14 protein-coding genes are annotated in these 16,391 nt (G+C 60.6%); 11 read left to right on the plus strand and 3 right to left on the minus strand.

Features of this window, described 5'->3' with window-relative positions:
• Positions 1-488: 488 nt before the first annotated feature.
• The 3 genes from lysS to G542_RS0110815 form a co-directional block, all read right to left on the minus strand.
• Positions 489-2,000 (minus strand): lysine--tRNA ligase, encoded by a 1,512-nt coding sequence (lysS, locus tag G542_RS0110805; RefSeq protein WP_012697893.1) that lies wholly within the window; start codon positions 1,998-2,000, stop codon positions 489-491.
• Between the two features lie 114 nt (positions 2,001-2,114).
• Positions 2,115-3,221 (minus strand): peptide chain release factor 2, encoded by a 1,107-nt coding sequence (gene prfB, locus G542_RS0110810; RefSeq protein WP_012697892.1) that lies wholly within the window; start codon positions 3,219-3,221, stop codon positions 2,115-2,117.
• A gap of 158 nt (positions 3,222-3,379) precedes the next feature.
• The gene (locus tag G542_RS0110815) at positions 3,380-4,369 is read right to left on the minus strand and encodes a malate dehydrogenase (protein ID WP_012697891.1); all 990 of its coding nucleotides are present in this window, start codon (positions 4,367-4,369) and stop codon (positions 3,380-3,382) included.
• 225 nt (positions 4,370-4,594) lie between these two features.
• Between G542_RS0110815 and G542_RS0110820 the strand changes: the two genes are divergently transcribed.
• From G542_RS0110820 to lpdA, 11 genes are all read left to right on the plus strand, one after another.
• Complete coding sequence (locus G542_RS0110820) at positions 4,595-5,326, plus strand: GntR family transcriptional regulator (RefSeq protein WP_012697890.1); 732 nt, start codon at positions 4,595-4,597, stop codon at positions 5,324-5,326.
• Between the two features lie 204 nt (positions 5,327-5,530).
• Positions 5,531-5,905 carry a succinate dehydrogenase, cytochrome b556 subunit gene (sdhC, locus tag G542_RS0110825; RefSeq protein ID WP_012697889.1) on the plus strand — a complete coding sequence of 125 codons (375 nt, stop codon included), beginning with the start codon at positions 5,531-5,533 and terminating at the stop codon, positions 5,903-5,905.
• Positions 5,902-6,252, plus strand: coding sequence for a succinate dehydrogenase, hydrophobic membrane anchor protein (gene sdhD / locus G542_RS0110830; protein WP_012697888.1), 351 nt, complete (start codon positions 5,902-5,904; stop codon positions 6,250-6,252). The genes sdhC and sdhD overlap by 4 nt, the downstream gene beginning before the upstream one ends.
• Positions 6,252-8,018 (plus strand): succinate dehydrogenase flavoprotein subunit, encoded by a 1,767-nt coding sequence (gene sdhA / locus G542_RS0110835; protein ID WP_012697887.1) that lies wholly within the window; start codon positions 6,252-6,254, stop codon positions 8,016-8,018. The genes sdhD and sdhA overlap by 1 nt, the downstream gene beginning before the upstream one ends.
• Before the next feature lie 11 nt (positions 8,019-8,029).
• The gene (locus G542_RS0110840; RefSeq protein ID WP_027824115.1) at positions 8,030-8,734 is read left to right on the plus strand and encodes a succinate dehydrogenase iron-sulfur subunit; all 705 of its coding nucleotides are present in this window, start codon (positions 8,030-8,032) and stop codon (positions 8,732-8,734) included.
• Positions 8,734-8,988, plus strand: coding sequence for an FAD assembly factor SdhE (locus G542_RS0110845; RefSeq protein ID WP_027824116.1), 255 nt, complete (start codon positions 8,734-8,736; stop codon positions 8,986-8,988). The genes G542_RS0110840 and G542_RS0110845 overlap by 1 nt, the downstream gene beginning before the upstream one ends.
• Positions 8,989-9,055: 67 nt before the next feature.
• Positions 9,056-10,345, plus strand: coding sequence for a citrate synthase (gltA, locus tag G542_RS0110850; protein ID WP_012697885.1), 1,290 nt, complete (start codon positions 9,056-9,058; stop codon positions 10,343-10,345).
• Between the two features lie 150 nt (positions 10,346-10,495).
• Positions 10,496-13,315, plus strand: coding sequence for a 2-oxoglutarate dehydrogenase E1 component (locus G542_RS0110855; RefSeq protein ID WP_027824117.1), 2,820 nt, complete (start codon positions 10,496-10,498; stop codon positions 13,313-13,315).
• A 96-nt stretch (positions 13,316-13,411) separates the two neighbouring features.
• On the plus strand, positions 13,412-14,620 hold the full coding sequence (odhB, locus tag G542_RS0110860) for a 2-oxoglutarate dehydrogenase complex dihydrolipoyllysine-residue succinyltransferase (protein WP_027824118.1): 1,209 nt from the start codon (positions 13,412-13,414) through the stop codon (positions 14,618-14,620).
• A gap of 62 nt (positions 14,621-14,682) precedes the next feature.
• Entirely contained in the window at positions 14,683-14,868 is a 186-nt protein-coding gene (locus tag G542_RS0110865; RefSeq protein WP_012697882.1) for a hypothetical protein, read from the plus strand.
• Between the two features lie 20 nt (positions 14,869-14,888).
• A complete protein-coding gene (gene lpdA / locus G542_RS0110870; RefSeq protein ID WP_012697881.1) occupies positions 14,889-16,322 on the plus strand; it encodes a dihydrolipoyl dehydrogenase in 1,434 nt (477 codons plus the stop codon).
• Positions 16,323-16,391: the final 69 nt, after the last annotated feature.

Below are 16,391 nucleotides of genomic sequence, written 5' to 3' on the forward strand. Positions count from 1 at the left end.
GCAACGTAATAATCAAAACATTATCATTAATTTAATTGCTTGGTTTTGGTGTAATTATCTGATCCTGAAGGGATTGTATGCAATTTTTTGTGTGTTTTTTAGAGGGTGTTATTAATTTAATTGGTGTAGTTGTTGTATATGTTGATGGTTGGGCTTTATTTGCATGGTAGAAACATGATGTTTTATGTGTTTAGTATTTTTGTAATGTTTTGCTTGGTTGTGTTGATATTTTTTTGAATTTGCATGTGACTATTTTTAGTTGATTGGAATTTTGATGAGTTTGCTTGACTGCCTGCTGTGGATTTCTGCTGCATGATCGCTGTACTTTAAATTAATATTTTCCTGTTTATTTTTGTGTTGCAGATTTTATGTGCCGATCAAGCAGTGCTTTCAATGCTAGAGAAGAATATAAAAAATCCCCGATAAAAATCGGGGGTTTTTGAAAGTGATTACAGGCTATTGATGTGCGGGGTTATTCCTGCGCATCATTATTCAGGCCTCATGTGCGGGAACAGGATGACATCGCGGATCGACGGGGCATCGGTCAGCAGCATGACCAGACGGTCAATACCGATGCCGCAGCCGCCGGTCGGGGGCAGACCGTATTCCATGGCACGGATATAGTCGGCGTCGTAGTGCATGGCCTCATCGTCGCCGGCATCCTTTTGCTCGACTTGCGAGCGGAAGCGGGCAGCCTGGTCTTCCGGATCGTTAAGCTCCGAATAGCCGTTGGCATGTTCGCGGCCGACGATGAAGAGCTCGAAGCGCTCGGTGATTGACGGATCGGCATCCGAGCCGCGTGCCAGCGGCGAGACTTCAACCGGGTAGTCGATGATGAAGGTCGGATTCCACAGCTTGCCTTCGGCGCATTCTTCAAAGAGGGCCAGTTGCAGGCTGCCGATGCCCGGAGCCGGGGGCAGCTTGCCGCCCAGCGCCTTGATTTCGCTCTTGAGCCAGGCTTCGTCGGCCAGCTGTTCGTCGGTGTATTGCGGGTTGTAGTGCTTGATGGCACCGACGATGGTAAAGCGATCAAACGGCTTGCCCAGATCGACTTCCTTGCCGTTGTAGGTCACCTTGGTGGTGCCGCAGGCTGCTTCAGCGCAGCGACGGATGATCTTTTCGGTCATCTCCATCATGCGCTCGTAGCCGCAGTAGGCCTCGTAAAACTCGATCATGGTGAACTCGGGGTTGTGGCGGGTGCTCATCCCCTCGTTGCGGAAGTTGCGGTTGATTTCGAACACGCGCTCCAGTCCGCCCACGACCAGCCGCTTGAGGTACAGCTCCGGTGCGATGCGCAGGTAGAGCGGCATGTCGAGGGCATTGTGGTGGGTGACGAACGGTTTGGCAGCAGCGCCACCCGGGATCGGGTGCATCATCGGGGTTTCGACTTCGAGGTAGTCTTCGCCCACCATGACTTCGCGTACGGTCTGTACGATTTTCGAGCGCTTGATGAAGGTGTCACGGCTGTCCTGGTTGATGATCAGGTCAACGTAACGCTGGCGGTATTTCTGTTCCTGGTCAGCCAGACCGTGGAATTTGTCAGGCAGCGGGCGCAGCGACTTGGAGAGCAGGCGCAGCTCGCTCACTTCGACCGACAGTTCGCCGGTCTTGGTCTTCATCAGGGTGCCTTTGGCGCCGAGAATGTCACCCATGTCCCAGGTCTTGAAGTCCGCGTAGACATCTTCACCCACCTTGTCGCGGCTGATGTAGAACTGGATGCGGCCCGAGCTGTCCTGCACCGTGGCAAAGCTGGCCTTGCCCATCACACGCTTGAGCATCATGCGGCCGGCGACGACGACTTCGACCGGCTGGGCTTCGAGCGCTTCCTTGTCGGTGGCATCGTACTGTGCGTGCAGCGGGGCAGCCAAGTGCTGGCGGCGGAAATCGTTGGGGAAGGCGATGCCTTTGCTGGTCCGGATCTCGGTGAGCTTCTGGCGACGCTCGGCCATGATCTGGTTTTCATCCTGCGCGGGCTGGCTCGTGATGTCTTGTTCGGACATGGTGGGTTTCTCTCCTGGCTGACCGGGAACGACATTGACCCGGTGTATAAAAAATCGGCCGCGCGACGTCTGGCGTCAGCGCGGCCCACATTGTGATTCTGTGCGGGGGCGCCGTCAGACGCCCTGTTTAAGGCTGGCTTCGATGAAGCCGTCGAGGTCGCCATCCATGACACCCTTGACGTTGCCGACTTCGACCAGTGTGCGCAGGTCCTTGACGCGGGACTGGTCGAATACATAGGAGCGGATCTGGTGGCCCCAGCCCACGTCGGTCTTGGTGTCTTCCAGTGCCTGCTTTTCCTCGTTGCGCTTGCGCAGCTCGAGTTCGAAGAGGCGGGCTTTCAGCATGGACATGGCTTCGGCACGGTTCTTGTGCTGCGAGCGGTCGTTCTGGCACTGCACGACGATGTTGGTCGGCAAGTGGGTGATGCGCACGGCCGAGTCGGTCTTGTTGATGTGCTGGCCACCGGCACCGCTTGCACGGTAGGTGTCGATGCGCAGGTCGGCCGGGTTGATGTCGATTTCGATGCTGTCGTCCACTTCCGGGTAGACGAACACGCTGGCAAACGAGGTCTGGCGGCGGTTGTTGCTGTCGAACGGGCTGTTGCGCACGAGCCGGTGCACGCCGGTTTCGGTGCGCAGGAAGCCATAGGCGTATTCGCCTTCGACCTTGAGGGTGGCGCTTTTGATGCCGGCGACTTCACCTTCGGATTCTTCGATGACTTCGACCTTGAAATTCTTGCGTTCGCAGTAGCGCAGGTACATGCGCTCCAGCATCGAGGCCCAGTCCTGGGCTTCGGTACCGCCTGCTCCGGACTGGATGTCGACGAAGCAGCTGTTCGGGTCCATCGGGTTGGAGAACATGCGGCGGAATTCCAGCATTTCGAGCCGGGTTTCGACACCGGCAAGGTCGTCCCGGACGGCCAGAACGGTATCGTCGTCCTCTTCGGCACGTCCCATGTCGAACAGTTCACGACTGTCGGCGAGGGTGGAGAGGATGCTGTCGATGACCAGCACGACGTCTTCCAGCGCCTTTTTTTCGCGGCCGAGTTCCTGGGCGCGCTTGGGATCTTCCCAGATGGTCGGGTCTTCGACCAGGCGGCTGACTTCCTCCAGACGATCCTTCTTGCCGTCATAGTCGAGGTATTGACGGATGTCCGCGGTGCGGCTGCCAAGGTCGGCGAGCTGGTTGTCGATCTGGTTGAGAACTTCGGCTTCGAGCATGGTGAAGGTGTGAACGTCTGGGTCGGCAAACGGGCGAGTATACCCAAGGCTGCCTGTTTGCGGAAAACGCCAAATATAAGCGTATGCCTATATATAGGCAAGGACGGGTCAAAACAAAGCGCGCCGCGATTGGCGGCGCGCAAAGACATGACAGGCAATCAGCCAAGCAGGTGGGCGACGCCCTGGCGCTCTTCTTCGAGTTCGGCCAGCGTCTTGTTCATGCAGGCGCGGCTGAATTCGTCGATTTCGAGACCCTGGACGATTTCGTACTTGCCGTCCTTGCAGGTTACCGGGAAGCCGTAGGTCACGCCTTCCGGGATGCCGTAGGAGCCGTCGGACGGAATGCCCATGGTCACCCACTTGCCGTTGGTACCCAGCACCCAGTCACGGATGTGGTCGATGGCGGCATTGGCAGCCGAAGCGGCGGACGACAGGCCGCGGGCTTCGATGATGGCAGCGCCGCGCTTGCCGACGGTAGGCAGGAACACGTCGCGGTTCCAGGCTTCGTCATTGATCATGGACTTGACCGATTCGCCGTTGACGGTGGCGAAGCGATAATCGGCGTACATGGTCGGGCTGTGGTTGCCCCACACGGCCATGTTTTCGATGGACGCGACAGCCTTGCCGGTCTTGGCAGCGAGCTGGGACAGGGCGCGGTTGTGGTCAAGGCGCAGCATGGCGGTGTAGTTGGCCGGGTTGGTGCGACCGACCTTTTCAGCTGCCTTGCGGGCGATGTAGGCGTTGGTGTTGGCCGGGTTGCCCACGACCAGTACCTTGACGTCTTCCTTGGCGTTTTCGGCGATGGCCTTGCCCTGGACGGTGAAGATGGCGCCATTGGCTTCCAGCAGGTCGGCGCGCTCCATGCCCTTGCTGCGCGGACGGGCACCCACCAGCAGGCAGATGTCGGCATCCTTGAAGGCCACGTTCGGGTCGTCTGTTGCCACCATGCCCGCCAGCAGCGGGAACGCGCAGTCTTCCAGTTCCATCATCACGCCCTTGACGGCGTTCTGGGCCTGCGGCAGATCGAGGAGTTGCAGGATGACCGGCTGGTTCTGGCCCAGCATTTCACCCGAGGCAATGCGGAACAACAGGCTGTAACCGATCTGGCCGGCAGCACCGGTCACGGCGACACGTACGGGGGCGTTCATGGATGAGGCTCTCCTTTGTTAGAGGGGCGGGGAATCCCGCTGCAACCCGGTCGAGGCATGTGCCGGGTTTGCGATGCAGCAAATGTGTGCGCCGGGCAGTGTATCACGGTCATTTATGCTTTTGCACTGGCCGGCTCTGCTGCTTTGCCGGATGAAAAATAATTTTTATATCTTATATAAGACATGCATGGACGGATCGGGCCGGGGGCGGTATAACGCTTGCCAATGTCCTCGAAAAAACCCCATTACCTGCCGCTTTACGAGCAGATCAAAAGCAAGCTGATCGCGCGCATCGCCTCGGGTGAATGGCCGACGGATGCGGTTTTGCCGTCGGAGTGGGACCTGGCAGACGAGTTTGGCGTGAGTCAGGGAACGGTCCGCAAGGCGGTCAGCGAGCTGACTGCCCTGGGCTGGCTGTACCGGCAGCAGGGGCGTGGCACGTTTGTGGCACCGGGTGAAAGCGAATGGGGGCGGGCGCATCTGGTGAGTCCCGGCCAGTTTGCCGAGTTGCCGGATGTGCCCAGACCCGAGCTGCTTGCGGTCAGCCGGATGACGGCGCCGGATGATGTGGCGCAGGCCCTGGGGGGGCGCCGCGGCATGCCGTTGCATCACCTGCGGCTGTTGTGGCGCGTGCGTGGCGAGGCGGTTGCACTGGACGACGTGTTGTTGCCGGTCGAGCGGTTTGCCGAGCTGGATGCCCGCCGGGTGCGGCTGGCCGGCGGCGGGGTGTACGTGTTGCTGGAACGGCAGTATGCCGTCCGTGTCCGTGCGACGGGCTGGCAGTTCCGCGCGGTGCGCTGCGGGCGTGAAGAGGCGGTCTTGCTGGGTGTGGAACCGGATGAGGAGCTGTTGTCGGTCGTGCGTCTGGGTGTGACCGTCGATGGTGAAGTGGTCGAGTGGCGGCAGCGTCTGGTGCGCAGCCGGCATTGGGCCTGGCAGTTTGACCTTAAGCGATAAGGGCAATAGAAAAGCTTTATCTTTCCGATGTCCTATGCATATGTCGATTTTGATAGACTATTGAGTTGCCGATTGCCGGTTTATCGCCGCGATGGGTTCGAATCGTCCGACTGACCCATGAGGTTTGTGGGATGCGTTGCAGCCAAAAACGGATTGTCCGTTGGTTTTGTGTCGAAGGTGTCTTGTTTCACAAGGAAGCTCCTAATGCAGAAGAAACGACCCAAGCACCTTGATCTTGGCAAAATCTCCCTGCCCATTATGGCCAAGGTGTCGATTTTGCACCGGATCAGTGGTGTTGCCCTGTTCCTTGCCCTGCCTTTGCTCATTTACCTCCTTCAGGGGTCTTTGAGTTCCGAGGCGGATTTCGAGGCGTATCGCGCCGTGGTGGCTTTCCCGCTCATGAAGTTGATCCTGCTGGGTCTCTTGTGGGCTTTCCTGCACCACTTCTGTGCAGGCATCCGCTTCCTCATGTTTGATATGCACAAGGGCCAGTCGCTCGAAGCCGCCCGTGCTTCGGCCAAGGCCGTGCTCGTGGTCAGCATCGCCCTGACCGTTGTCATCGGAGGGATACTGTGGTGAGCAACAAGCGAATCGTTGTCGGCGCCGGCTATGGCGTCAAGGACTGGATCGTCCAGCGCATGACCGCTGCCGTCATGCTGGTCTACACCGTGCTGATAGTGCTGATGCTGCTGGCCATGCCGTCCAGTTATGAAGGCTGGCAAGCCCTCTTTTCCCTGACCTGGGTCCAGGTCATCACGCAGATCACGTTCATTGCCGTTGTCTGGCACCTGTGGGTGGGCATCCGTGACCTGTGGATGGATTACATCAAGCCCGACGGCCTGCGCCTTGCCTTGCATGCGCTGACGGCCGTGTGGCTGGTGGGCTGTCTGGTTTACTCGTTCGTCGTCGTGTGGGGTATCAAGTAATGTCCGTACCTGTCCGTCGTTTTGACGCCGTAATCGTAGGCGCCGGTGGTGCGGGCCTGCGTGCCGCGCTGCAACTCTCCGAGGCCGGTCTGAAGACTGCCGTCCTGTCCAAGGTGTTCCCGACCCGTTCGCACACCGTTGCCGCCCAGGGGGGCATTTCTGCCAGCCTTGGCAACGTGCAGGAAGACCGCTGGGACTGGCACATGTACGACACCGTGAAGGGGTCGGACTGGCTGGGTGATCAGGACGCCATCGAATTCATGTGCCGCAAGGCGCCCGAAGCCGTGATCGAGCTTGAACACTTCGGCATGCCGTTTGACCGTCTGGAAGACGGCAAGATTTACCAGCGTCCGTTTGGTGGCCACATGGCCGACTTCGGCAAGACGCCGGTGCAACGTGCCTGTGCCGTGGCTGACCGTACCGGTCACGCCATGCTGCATACCCTGTACCAGCGCAACGTCCGTGCCAAGACCCAGTTCTTTGTCGAATGGATGGCACTGGACCTGATCCGTGACGAAGACGGTGACGTGGTCGGCGTGACGGCGCTGGAAATGGAAACCGGCGACATCGTCGTGTTCCACGCCAAGGCCGTGCTGTTTGCCACCGGTGGTGCCGGCCGCATCTTTGCCGCTTCGACCAATGCCTTCATCAATACCGGCGACGGCCTGGGCATGACGGCCCGTGCCGGCATCCCGCTGGAGGACATGGAATTCTGGCAGTTCCACCCGACCGGCGTGGCCGGTGCCGGCGTGCTGATCACCGAAGGCGTGCGTGGTGAGGGCGGCATCCTGCTCAACTGCAACGGCGAGCGCTTCATGGAGCGCTATGCCCCGAACGCCAAGGATCTGGCGTCGCGTGACGTGGTGTCTCGTGCCATGGCCGTGGAAATCTACGAAGGCCGTGGCTGTGGCAAGAACAAGGATCACGTGCTCCTTGACCTGCATCATCTCGGGCCGGAGGTCATCAACAAGCGCCTGCCCGGCATCCGCGAAATCGCCATCAAGTTCGCCGGCGTCGACCCGGTCAAGGAACCGATTCCGGTCGTGCCGACCTGCCACTACCAGATGGGCGGCATTCCGACCAACTACAAGGGCGAAGTCGTGGCACCGAAGGACGGCAACGATGAGGCCCGCGTCAACGGTTTCTATGCAGCCGGCGAATGTGCCTGTGCCTCGGTGCACGGTGCCAACCGCCTCGGCACCAACTCGCTGCTTGACCTCGTGGTATTCGGCAAGTCGGCCGGCGTGAGCATGATCGAGTTCATCAAGAACGAACGTCCGGAGCTCAAGCCGCTGCCGGCCAACGCCGCCGACTATTCCCTGGCCCGCGTCAACCGCATCGAAACCCAGACCGGTGGTGTCGAGGTCGATGATGTCCGTCGCGAAATGCAGCAGGTAGTGCAGCGCCACGCCGGCGTGTTCCGTACCCAGGACGTGCTGGCCGAAGGCGTCAAGCAGATCCAGGACGTGGCAGAAAAAGCCAAGCGTACCCAGATCAAGGACAAGTCCAAGACCTGGAACACTGCCCGTACCGAAGCGCTGGAACTCGACAACCTGATCGAAGTGGCCCTGGCAACCCTGATCTCGGCCGAAGCCCGCAAGGAATCGCGCGGTGCCCATGCCCGTGATGATTACCCGGACCGCGACGACGAACACTGGATGAAACATACCCTGTTCCACCGTGAAGGTCGCCAGCTCACCTACAAGGCTGTGCATACCCAGCCCTTGTCCGTTGACTACATCAAGCCGCAGAAACGCGTTTACTAAGGAGACGAGTCATGGAAAAAATGCGTTTCTCGCTCTACCGCTACAACCCGGAAAAAGACGACAAGCCGTACATGCAGGACATCGAAGTCGAAGTCGATTCGACCGACGTGAAACTGCTGGATGCACTGGTCAAGCTCAAGGCCGTCGACGACAGCCTGTCGTTCCGCCGCTCCTGCCGTGAAGGCATCTGCGGCTCCGACGCGATGAACATCAACGGCCGCAACGGTCTGGCATGCATCACCGACCTGCGCAGCCTCAAGCAGCCGATCACCCTGCGTCCGTTGCCGGGCCTGCCGGTCATCCGCGACCTGATCGTGGACATGACCCAGTTCTTCAAGCAGTACCACTCGATCAAGCCGTACCTGATCAACGACACGCCAGCACCTGACCGTGAGCGTTACCAGTCGCCGGAAGACCGTGAAAAGCTTGACGGCCTGTACGAGTGCATCCTGTGCGCCTGCTGCTCGACTTCCTGCCCGTCGTTCTGGTGGAATCCGGACAAGTATGTCGGTCCGGCCGGCCTGCTGGCTGCCTACCGCTTCATCATCGACAGTCGTGACGAAGCCACCAGCGAGCGTCTGGACAACCTCAACGATCCGTATCGCCTGTTCCGTTGCCACACCATCATGAACTGCACCGACGTCTGTCCGAAGGGCCTGAATCCGGCCAAGGCGATCGACAGCATCAAGGGCATGATGGCCATCCGGGCGATCTGATGATGGACAGCCGTTACGATCGGGCCGCACGTCAGCGCATCCGCTGGCATTCGCGCCGGGGCCTGCTGGAGATGGACCTGGTCCTGACCCGGTTCCTGGACCGGCATTTCGATACGCTGGGTGACGAGGAGATGGATGCCTATGTCCGGCTTCTTGAACTGATCGACACCGAGTTTCTCGAAATCGTCAACGGCAAGCGTGATGTCGACGATCCGGCCCTGCAGCCGCTCGTCGACATGCTGCGCGCAGTGTAAAAGGAGAGCCGGTACGACAGGGCTGGCGTACCGGTGACAATAAAGTTCATACAGAGGGATGAGTACTATGGAAAACAACCGCAAAGTAACCCTGAGTATCAGCGACAGCCAGAGTGTCGAGCTGCCGGTGATGTCCGGCACCCTCGGCCCGGACGTGGTCGACATCCGCCCGTTTGCCAAGACCGGCATGTTCACCTTTGACCCGGGTTTCCTGGCGACTGCCAGCTGCGAATCCAGGATCACCTTCATCGATGGCGACGAAGGCAAGCTCTACTATCGCGGCTATCCGATCGAACAGCTGGCCGAGCATTCCGACTATCTGGAATCCTGCTACCTGCTCCTGAACGGCGAACTGCCGACAGCCGAGCAAAAGCGTGAATTCGACCGCAAGATCCTGCGTCACAACATGATCAACGACCAGATGTTCACCATCTTCAAGGGTTTCCGCCGTGACGCGCACCCGATGGCAGTGATGGTCGGTGTCGTGGGCGCCCTGTCGGCCTTCTATCACGATTCGCTCGACATCACCGATCCGCACCACCGCGAAGTGTCGGCACACCGCCTGATCGCCAAGATCGCCAACATTGCAGCCCAGGCTTACCGCTACAACAAGGGCCTGCCGTTCAGCTACCCGAAAAACGGTCTGACCTATGCCGAGAACTTCCTGCACATGATGTTCTCGACCCCGTGCGAAGAGTACAAGGTCAACCCGGTGCTGGCCCGTGCGCTGGACCGCATCTTCATCCTGCACGCCGACCACGAGCAGAACGCTTCGACCTCGACCGTGCGTCTGGCCGGTTCCTCCGGTGCCAACCCGTTTGCCTGCATCGCCGCCGGCATCGCCTGCCTGTGGGGCCCGTCGCACGGCGGCGCCAACGAAGCCGTGCTGAAAATGCTCGACGAAATCGGTTCGGTTGAAAACGTGCCGGCCTTCATGCAGGGCGTCAAGGACAAGACCCACAAGCTGATGGGCTTCGGCCACCGTGTCTACAAGAACATGGACCCGCGTGCTGCGATCATGAAGCAGACCTGCGACGAAGTGCTGAACGAACTGGGCCTGCACAACGATCCGAAGTTCAAGCTGGCCATGGCGCTGGAAAAGATCGCCCTGGAAGACCCGTACTTCATCGAGCGCAAGCTGTACCCGAACGTCGACTTCTATTCCGGCATCGTGCTGTCGGCCATCGGCATCCCGGTGTCGATGTTCACGCCGATCTTCGCCCTGTCGCGCACCGTGGGCTGGATCAGCCACTGGGCCGAAATGATCTCCGATCCGGCCATGAAGATCGGTCGCCCGCGCCAGCTTTACACCGGATCGCCGCGCCGCGACTACGTGCAGATCAGCGACCGGACCTGATCCGGCGCTTTGTGAAACCCGGCGGCAGTCCGCCGGGTTTTTCCGGCAAGCACCGCCAAGAGTGCTGTGGTGTGGGCAGTCCTGCCGGGCAGGAGTCCAGTCCTCAACACTTAGCCGCACACAGACAACACCAAGAAGGGTTGCTACATCATGATGCAAGCTGCTATCAGCCATTCCTATCTGTTCGGCGGAAATGCGCCGTTCATCGAAGAGCTGTACGAGCAATACCTCGACGATCCGGCGACGGTTTCTGCCGAGTGGCGCGAATATTTCGACAAACTGCAACAGACCGGCGGTGCCACCCGCGACGTGCCGCACCAGCCGATCCAGGAATCGTTCATCCAGCTGGCCAAGACGCCGCGCGTGTTCGTCAACAAGCCGTCCGAAGCTACCTGGGAAGCCATGCAGAAGCAGGTGGCCGTGCTCAAGCTGATCAGCGCCTATCGCGTGCTTGGCAGCCGCTGGGCCACGCTGGACCCGCTCAAGCGCATGGATACCCAGCCGGTACCCGAACTGGACCCGGCCTATCATGGCCTGACCGATACCGACATGGCCCAGGTCTTCAATACCGGTTCCTTCGTCGGTCTGGCTTCCGGCTCCCTGTCCGAAATCCTCGGCACGCTCAAGCAGACCTACTGCGGCAACATCGGCCTTGAGTACATGCACATCATCGACAGCAAGCAAAAGCGCTGGGTGCAGAACTATTTCGAAGGCAGCCGTTCGACCCCGTGTTATGACGCAGCGAAAAAACGCAGCATCCTCAAGCAGGTCACTGCTGCCGAAACGCTGGAACGCTACCTGCATACCAAATACGTCGGCCAGAAGCGTTTCTCGCTGGAAGGCGGCGAATCGATGATTGCCGCGCTGGATCACCTGATCCAGAACGCCACCGGCTTCGGCGTCAAGGAACTGATCGTCGGCATGGCCCACCGCGGCCGCCTCAACGTACTGGTCAACACCCTGGGCAAGCTGCCGCGCGACCTGTTCTCCGAATTCGAAGGCCGTCCGGCCGTCGAGCTGCCGTCCGGCGACGTGAAGTACCACATGGGTTACTCCAGCGACATTCCGACCCAGAACGGTCCGATGCACGTGTCGCTGGCGTTCAACCCGTCGCACCTTGAAATCGTCAATCCGGTGGTGGAAGGCTCGGTGCGTGCGCGCCAGCAGCGCCGCCGCGACACCGAGCGCCGAGAAGTGGTGCCGGTGCTGATCCACGGCGATGCCGCCTTCGGCGGCTTGGGCGTCAACCAGGGCACCTTCAACCTGTCTGGCACCCGTGGCTACGGCACCGGCGGTACCCTCCACTTCGTGGTCAACAACCAGATCGGCTTTACCACCTCGGACACCCGCGACATGCGCTCGAGCATGTACGCCACCGACATCGCCAAGATGGTCGATGCGCCGATTTTCCACGTCAACGGTGACGATCCGGAGGCCGTGTGCTTTGTCATGCAGGCGGCACTGGAATTCCGCATGCAGTTCAAGAAAGACGTCGTGGTCGACATGGTGTGCTTCCGCAAGCTGGGGCACAACGAAGGCGACGATCCGATGCTGACGCAGCCGATGATGTACAAGAAGATTGTCCAGCATCCCGGCGTGCGCGCCCGCTACGTCGAACGTCTGGTGCAGGAAGGCAGCATTGATGCCAGCGAAGCCGACAGCCTGATTTCGGCCTATCGCGCCGCCCTCGACAAGGGCGAGCATGTCGAGCAGACCGTGCTGTCCAACTACACCCGCGAATTCAAGCTCGACTGGACCCCGTACATCGGCACCCACTGGGCGCATCCGACCGATACCACGCTGCCGACGGCCGACCTCCAGCGTCTGGCCGACAAGCTGACCACGGTGCCCGAAGGCTTCAAGCTGCACCCGACGGTATCGAAGCTCCTGGCGGCCCGCCGCGAAATGGCGGCCGGCAACCAGGCTGTCGACTGGGGCATGGCCGAAACGCTGGCCTATGCCTCGCTGGTCGAATCCGGCTACGGCGTGCGCCTTTCCGGTGAAGACTCCGGTCGTGGCACCTTCAGCCATCGCCACTCGGTATTGCATGACCAGAACCGCGAACGCTGGGATGCCGGTGCCTACGTGCCGCTGCGCAACCTGTCGGACAACCAGGCCGAATTCCTCGTGATCGACTCGATCCTGAACGAGGAAGCCGTGCTGGCCTACGAATACGGCTATGCCTGCTCGTCGCCGAAGGAACTCACCATCTGGGAAGCCCAGTTCGGTGACTTCGCCAACGGTGCCCAGGTTGCCATCGACCAGTTCATCGTCTCGGGTGAAACCAAGTGGGGTCGCCTGTGCGGCCTGACCATGATCCTGCCGCACGGCTACGACGGCCAGGGACCGGAGCACTCCTCGGCCCGGGTCGAGCGTTACCTGCAACTGTGTGCCGAACACAACGTCCAGGTCGTGATGCCGTCGACGGCCGCGCAGATGTTCCATGTGCTGCGCCGCCAGATGCTGCGTCCGTACCGCAAACCGCTGATCATCCCGATGAGCAAGCGCCTGCTGCGCTACAAGGAATCGATGAGCCCGCTGGCCGACTTCACCTCGGGCGGTTTCAAGCCGGTCATTGGTGAAATCGAGGCGCTGGATGCCAAAAAGGTCAAGCGCGTCGTTCTGTGTGCCGGTCAGGTGTATTACGATCTCCTCAATGCCCGTCGCGAACGTGACATCCAGGACATCGCCATCGTGCGTGTCGAGCAGCTGTATCCGTTCCCGACCGAGCAGCTGGCCGCCGAACTGGCGCAGTACACCAATGCCCGCGAGCTGATGTGGGTGCAGGAAGAGCCGAAGAACCAGGGCGCGTGGTACCAGATCCGTCACCGCCTCGAGCGCCAGCTGGCACCGAAGCAGACGCTGCTGTTTGCCGGCCGTCCGTCGTCGGCCTCGCCGGCAGTCGGTTACATGAGCAAGCATGTCGCCCAGCTCAAGGCTTTCCTCGAAGAAGCCATGACCCTTGGTTAACCAGTTCATCTGATGGGGAGACACCTGCCCGTGCAAGGCGCGGGCAGGATGCAGAACAACGAGGCGGGGCCCCGCCCGCGCAATGGAGTCCACACTATGCTGATCGAAGTCAAAGTCCCGCAACTGCCGGAATCGGTGTCCGAAGCGACGCTGGTGAACTGGCACAAGAAACCCGGCGAATCCGTGAGCCGTGACGAAAACCTGATTGACCTGGAAACCGACAAGGTGGTGCTGGAGCTGCCGGCTCCGCAGGCCGGCGTGCTGGTCGAACTGGTGGAACAGGATGGTGCCACCGTGGTCAGCGGCCAGCTGATTGCCCTTATCGATACGGCTGCCGTGGCCGGTGCCAGTGCTCCGGCTGCTGCCCAGCCGGTGGCCGAAGTGGCTGTGGCAGCCCAGTCTGCCGCTGCCGTGATGCCTGCCGCCAGGAAGCTGGCAGCCGAAACCGGCGTGGATGCCGGTTCGGTAGCCGGTTCCGGTCGTGACGGCCGCATCCTGAAGGAAGACATCCTCAAGGCTGCCAGCCAGCCCAAGGCTGCTGCCCCGGCACCGGCCCGTCCGGCTGCCATGCCGGGCCCGGTGGATGTGTCGTCGCTGCTGGGGGAGCGTCCGGAACAGCGCGTACCGATGAGCCGCCTGCGTCAGCGCGTGGCCGAACGCCTGCTGCAAAGCCAGGCCCAGAATGCCATCCTCACCACCTTCAACGAAGTCAACATGAAGCCGGTGATGGAACTGCGCAACCAGTACAAGGACCGCTTCGAGAAGGCCCACGGCGTCAAGCTCGGCTTCATGGGCTTCTTCGTCAAGGCCGTGGTGCATGCCTTGAAGAAGTACCCGGTGGTGAATGCCTCGGTGGACGGCAATGACATCGTCTACCACGGTTACTTTGACATCGGTGTGGCCGTGGGCAGCCCGCGTGGTCTGGTTGTGCCGATCATCCGCAATGCCGACCAGCTGTCGCTGGCCGAGATCGAGCGCCAGATTGCCGACTTCGGCAAGCGCGCCCAGGAAGGCAAGCTCGGCATGGAAGAGCTCACCGGCGGCACCTACACCATTTCCAACGGCGGTACTTTCGGCTCGATGATGTCGACCCCGATCATCAACCCGCCGCAGTCGGCCATCCTCGGCATGCATGCCACCAAGGAACGTGCCGTGGTCGAAAACGGCCAGGTGGTGGTGCGTCCGATGATGTATCTGGCCCAGTCCTACGACCACCGCATCATCGACGGCCGTGAAGCCGTACTGAGCCTGGTGGCAATCAAGGAAGCCATCGAAGACCCGGCACGCCTGCTGCTGGACCTGTAAACTGCGAGCTTTTTAGAGGCGGGGCGCACTGTCGTCCCGCCTGCCTACGGAAAGCCCCGCACATGAACGAAAACCTGCTCTACGGTCTGGCCTTTGTCCTGGCCGGCATCGTCATCATCGCCCTGCGCGTCATTGGCTGGAAGCGCGGCCGCAAGAGTGACTGGTTCGTCAATTTTGGCGCCATCGTCGTTGCCCTGCTGTTCGCCGGATTCGGGGTAATGCTGGTTGCGCTGTCCATGCGGGTGTGACCGTTACTCAAGGGGAAACCATGAGTCAACAATTCGACGTCGTCGTGATCGGTGGCGGTCCCGGCGGTTATGTAGCTGCCATTCGTGCTGCCCAGCTGGGTTTCAATACCGCTTGCGTGGACAGTTTCAAAAACCCCGAAGGCCAGCCGAGCCTCGGGGGCACATGCCTGAACGTCGGCTGCATTCCGTCCAAGGCGCTGTTGCAGTCGAGTGAAAACCTCCATGCCGTGCAGCATGACTTTGCTGCCCACGGCATCAGCGTGAATGGTGCCAGCATGGATGTAGGCACGATGCTCAAGCGCAAGGAAGGCATCATCGGCAAGAACGCCGCCGGCATCGCCTTCCTGTTCAAGAAAAACAAGGTGGCCAACATCCACGGCCTGGCAACGCTCAAGGCGCGCCAGAACGAAAAATGGGTCATTGAAGTGACCGACAACGGTGCCGTGGTCGATACGCTGGAAGCCACCCACGTCATCATCGCCACCGGTTCCCGTCCGCGTCCGCTGCCGGGTGTCGCCATTGACAACCGCGTGGTGCTCGACAACGCCGGCGCGCTGGCCATGACCGGTGTACCGCAGCGTCTGGGCGTCATTGGTTCCGGCGTCATCGGTCTGGAAATGGGCAGTGTGTGGAAGCGGCTGGGAGCCGAGGTCACCGTGCTGGAGGCCATGCCGGCCTTCCTGGCTGCTGCCGACCAGCAGATCGCCAAAGAGGCATTCAAGTACCTGACCAAGCAGACCGGGCTGGACATCCAGCTGGGTGTGAAGATCGGTGACATCAAGGTGGCTGACGACAGCGTGTCGGTGGCCTATGAGGTCGGCGGCGAGCAGAAAGTGGCCGAATTCGACCGCCTGATCGTGTCGATCGGCCGCGTGCCGAACACCGACGGTCTGGGTGCCGAAAACGTCGGACTGCAAGTTGACGAGCGTGGTTTTGTGGTGGTGGACGACAACTGCCATGCCAACCTGCCGAACGTCTGGGCCATCGGTGACGTGGTGCGTGGCCCGATGCTGGCGCACAAGGCCAGCGAAGAAGGCGTGGCCGTGGCCGAGCGCATTGCCGGACAAAAGCCGCATATCGACTTCGGCATGATCCCGTGGGTGATCTACACCAGTCCGGAAATCGCCTGGGTCGGCAAGACCGAAGAGCAGCTCAAGGCCGAAGGCATCGAGTACAAGAAAGGCACGTCGGGTTTTGCCGCCAACGGCCGGGCGCTGGGACTGGGCATGGCCCAAGGAACCGTCAAGGTGCTGGCCTGCGCCAAAACCGACCGCATTCTCGGGGTGCACATCATCGGCCCGTTTGCGTCCGAGCTGATTGCCGAAGCCGTGGTGGCGATGGAGTTTGCCGCATCGAGCGAAGACATTGCCCGCATCGTGCATGCGCATCCGTCGCTGTCCGAAGTGCTGCACGAAGCCTGTCTGGCGGCTGACAAGCGCGCCCTGCACGGCTGACCTGACCAAGACAATACCGATAGCGGAATCCAAGGCTGTTCCTGGCCGGCAGATTCCGCACCACCCCCT

The sequence above is a fragment of the Laribacter hongkongensis DSM 14985 genome (genome assembly GCF_000423285.1).
Taxonomy (GTDB): domain Bacteria; phylum Pseudomonadota; class Gammaproteobacteria; order Burkholderiales; family Aquaspirillaceae; genus Laribacter; species Laribacter hongkongensis.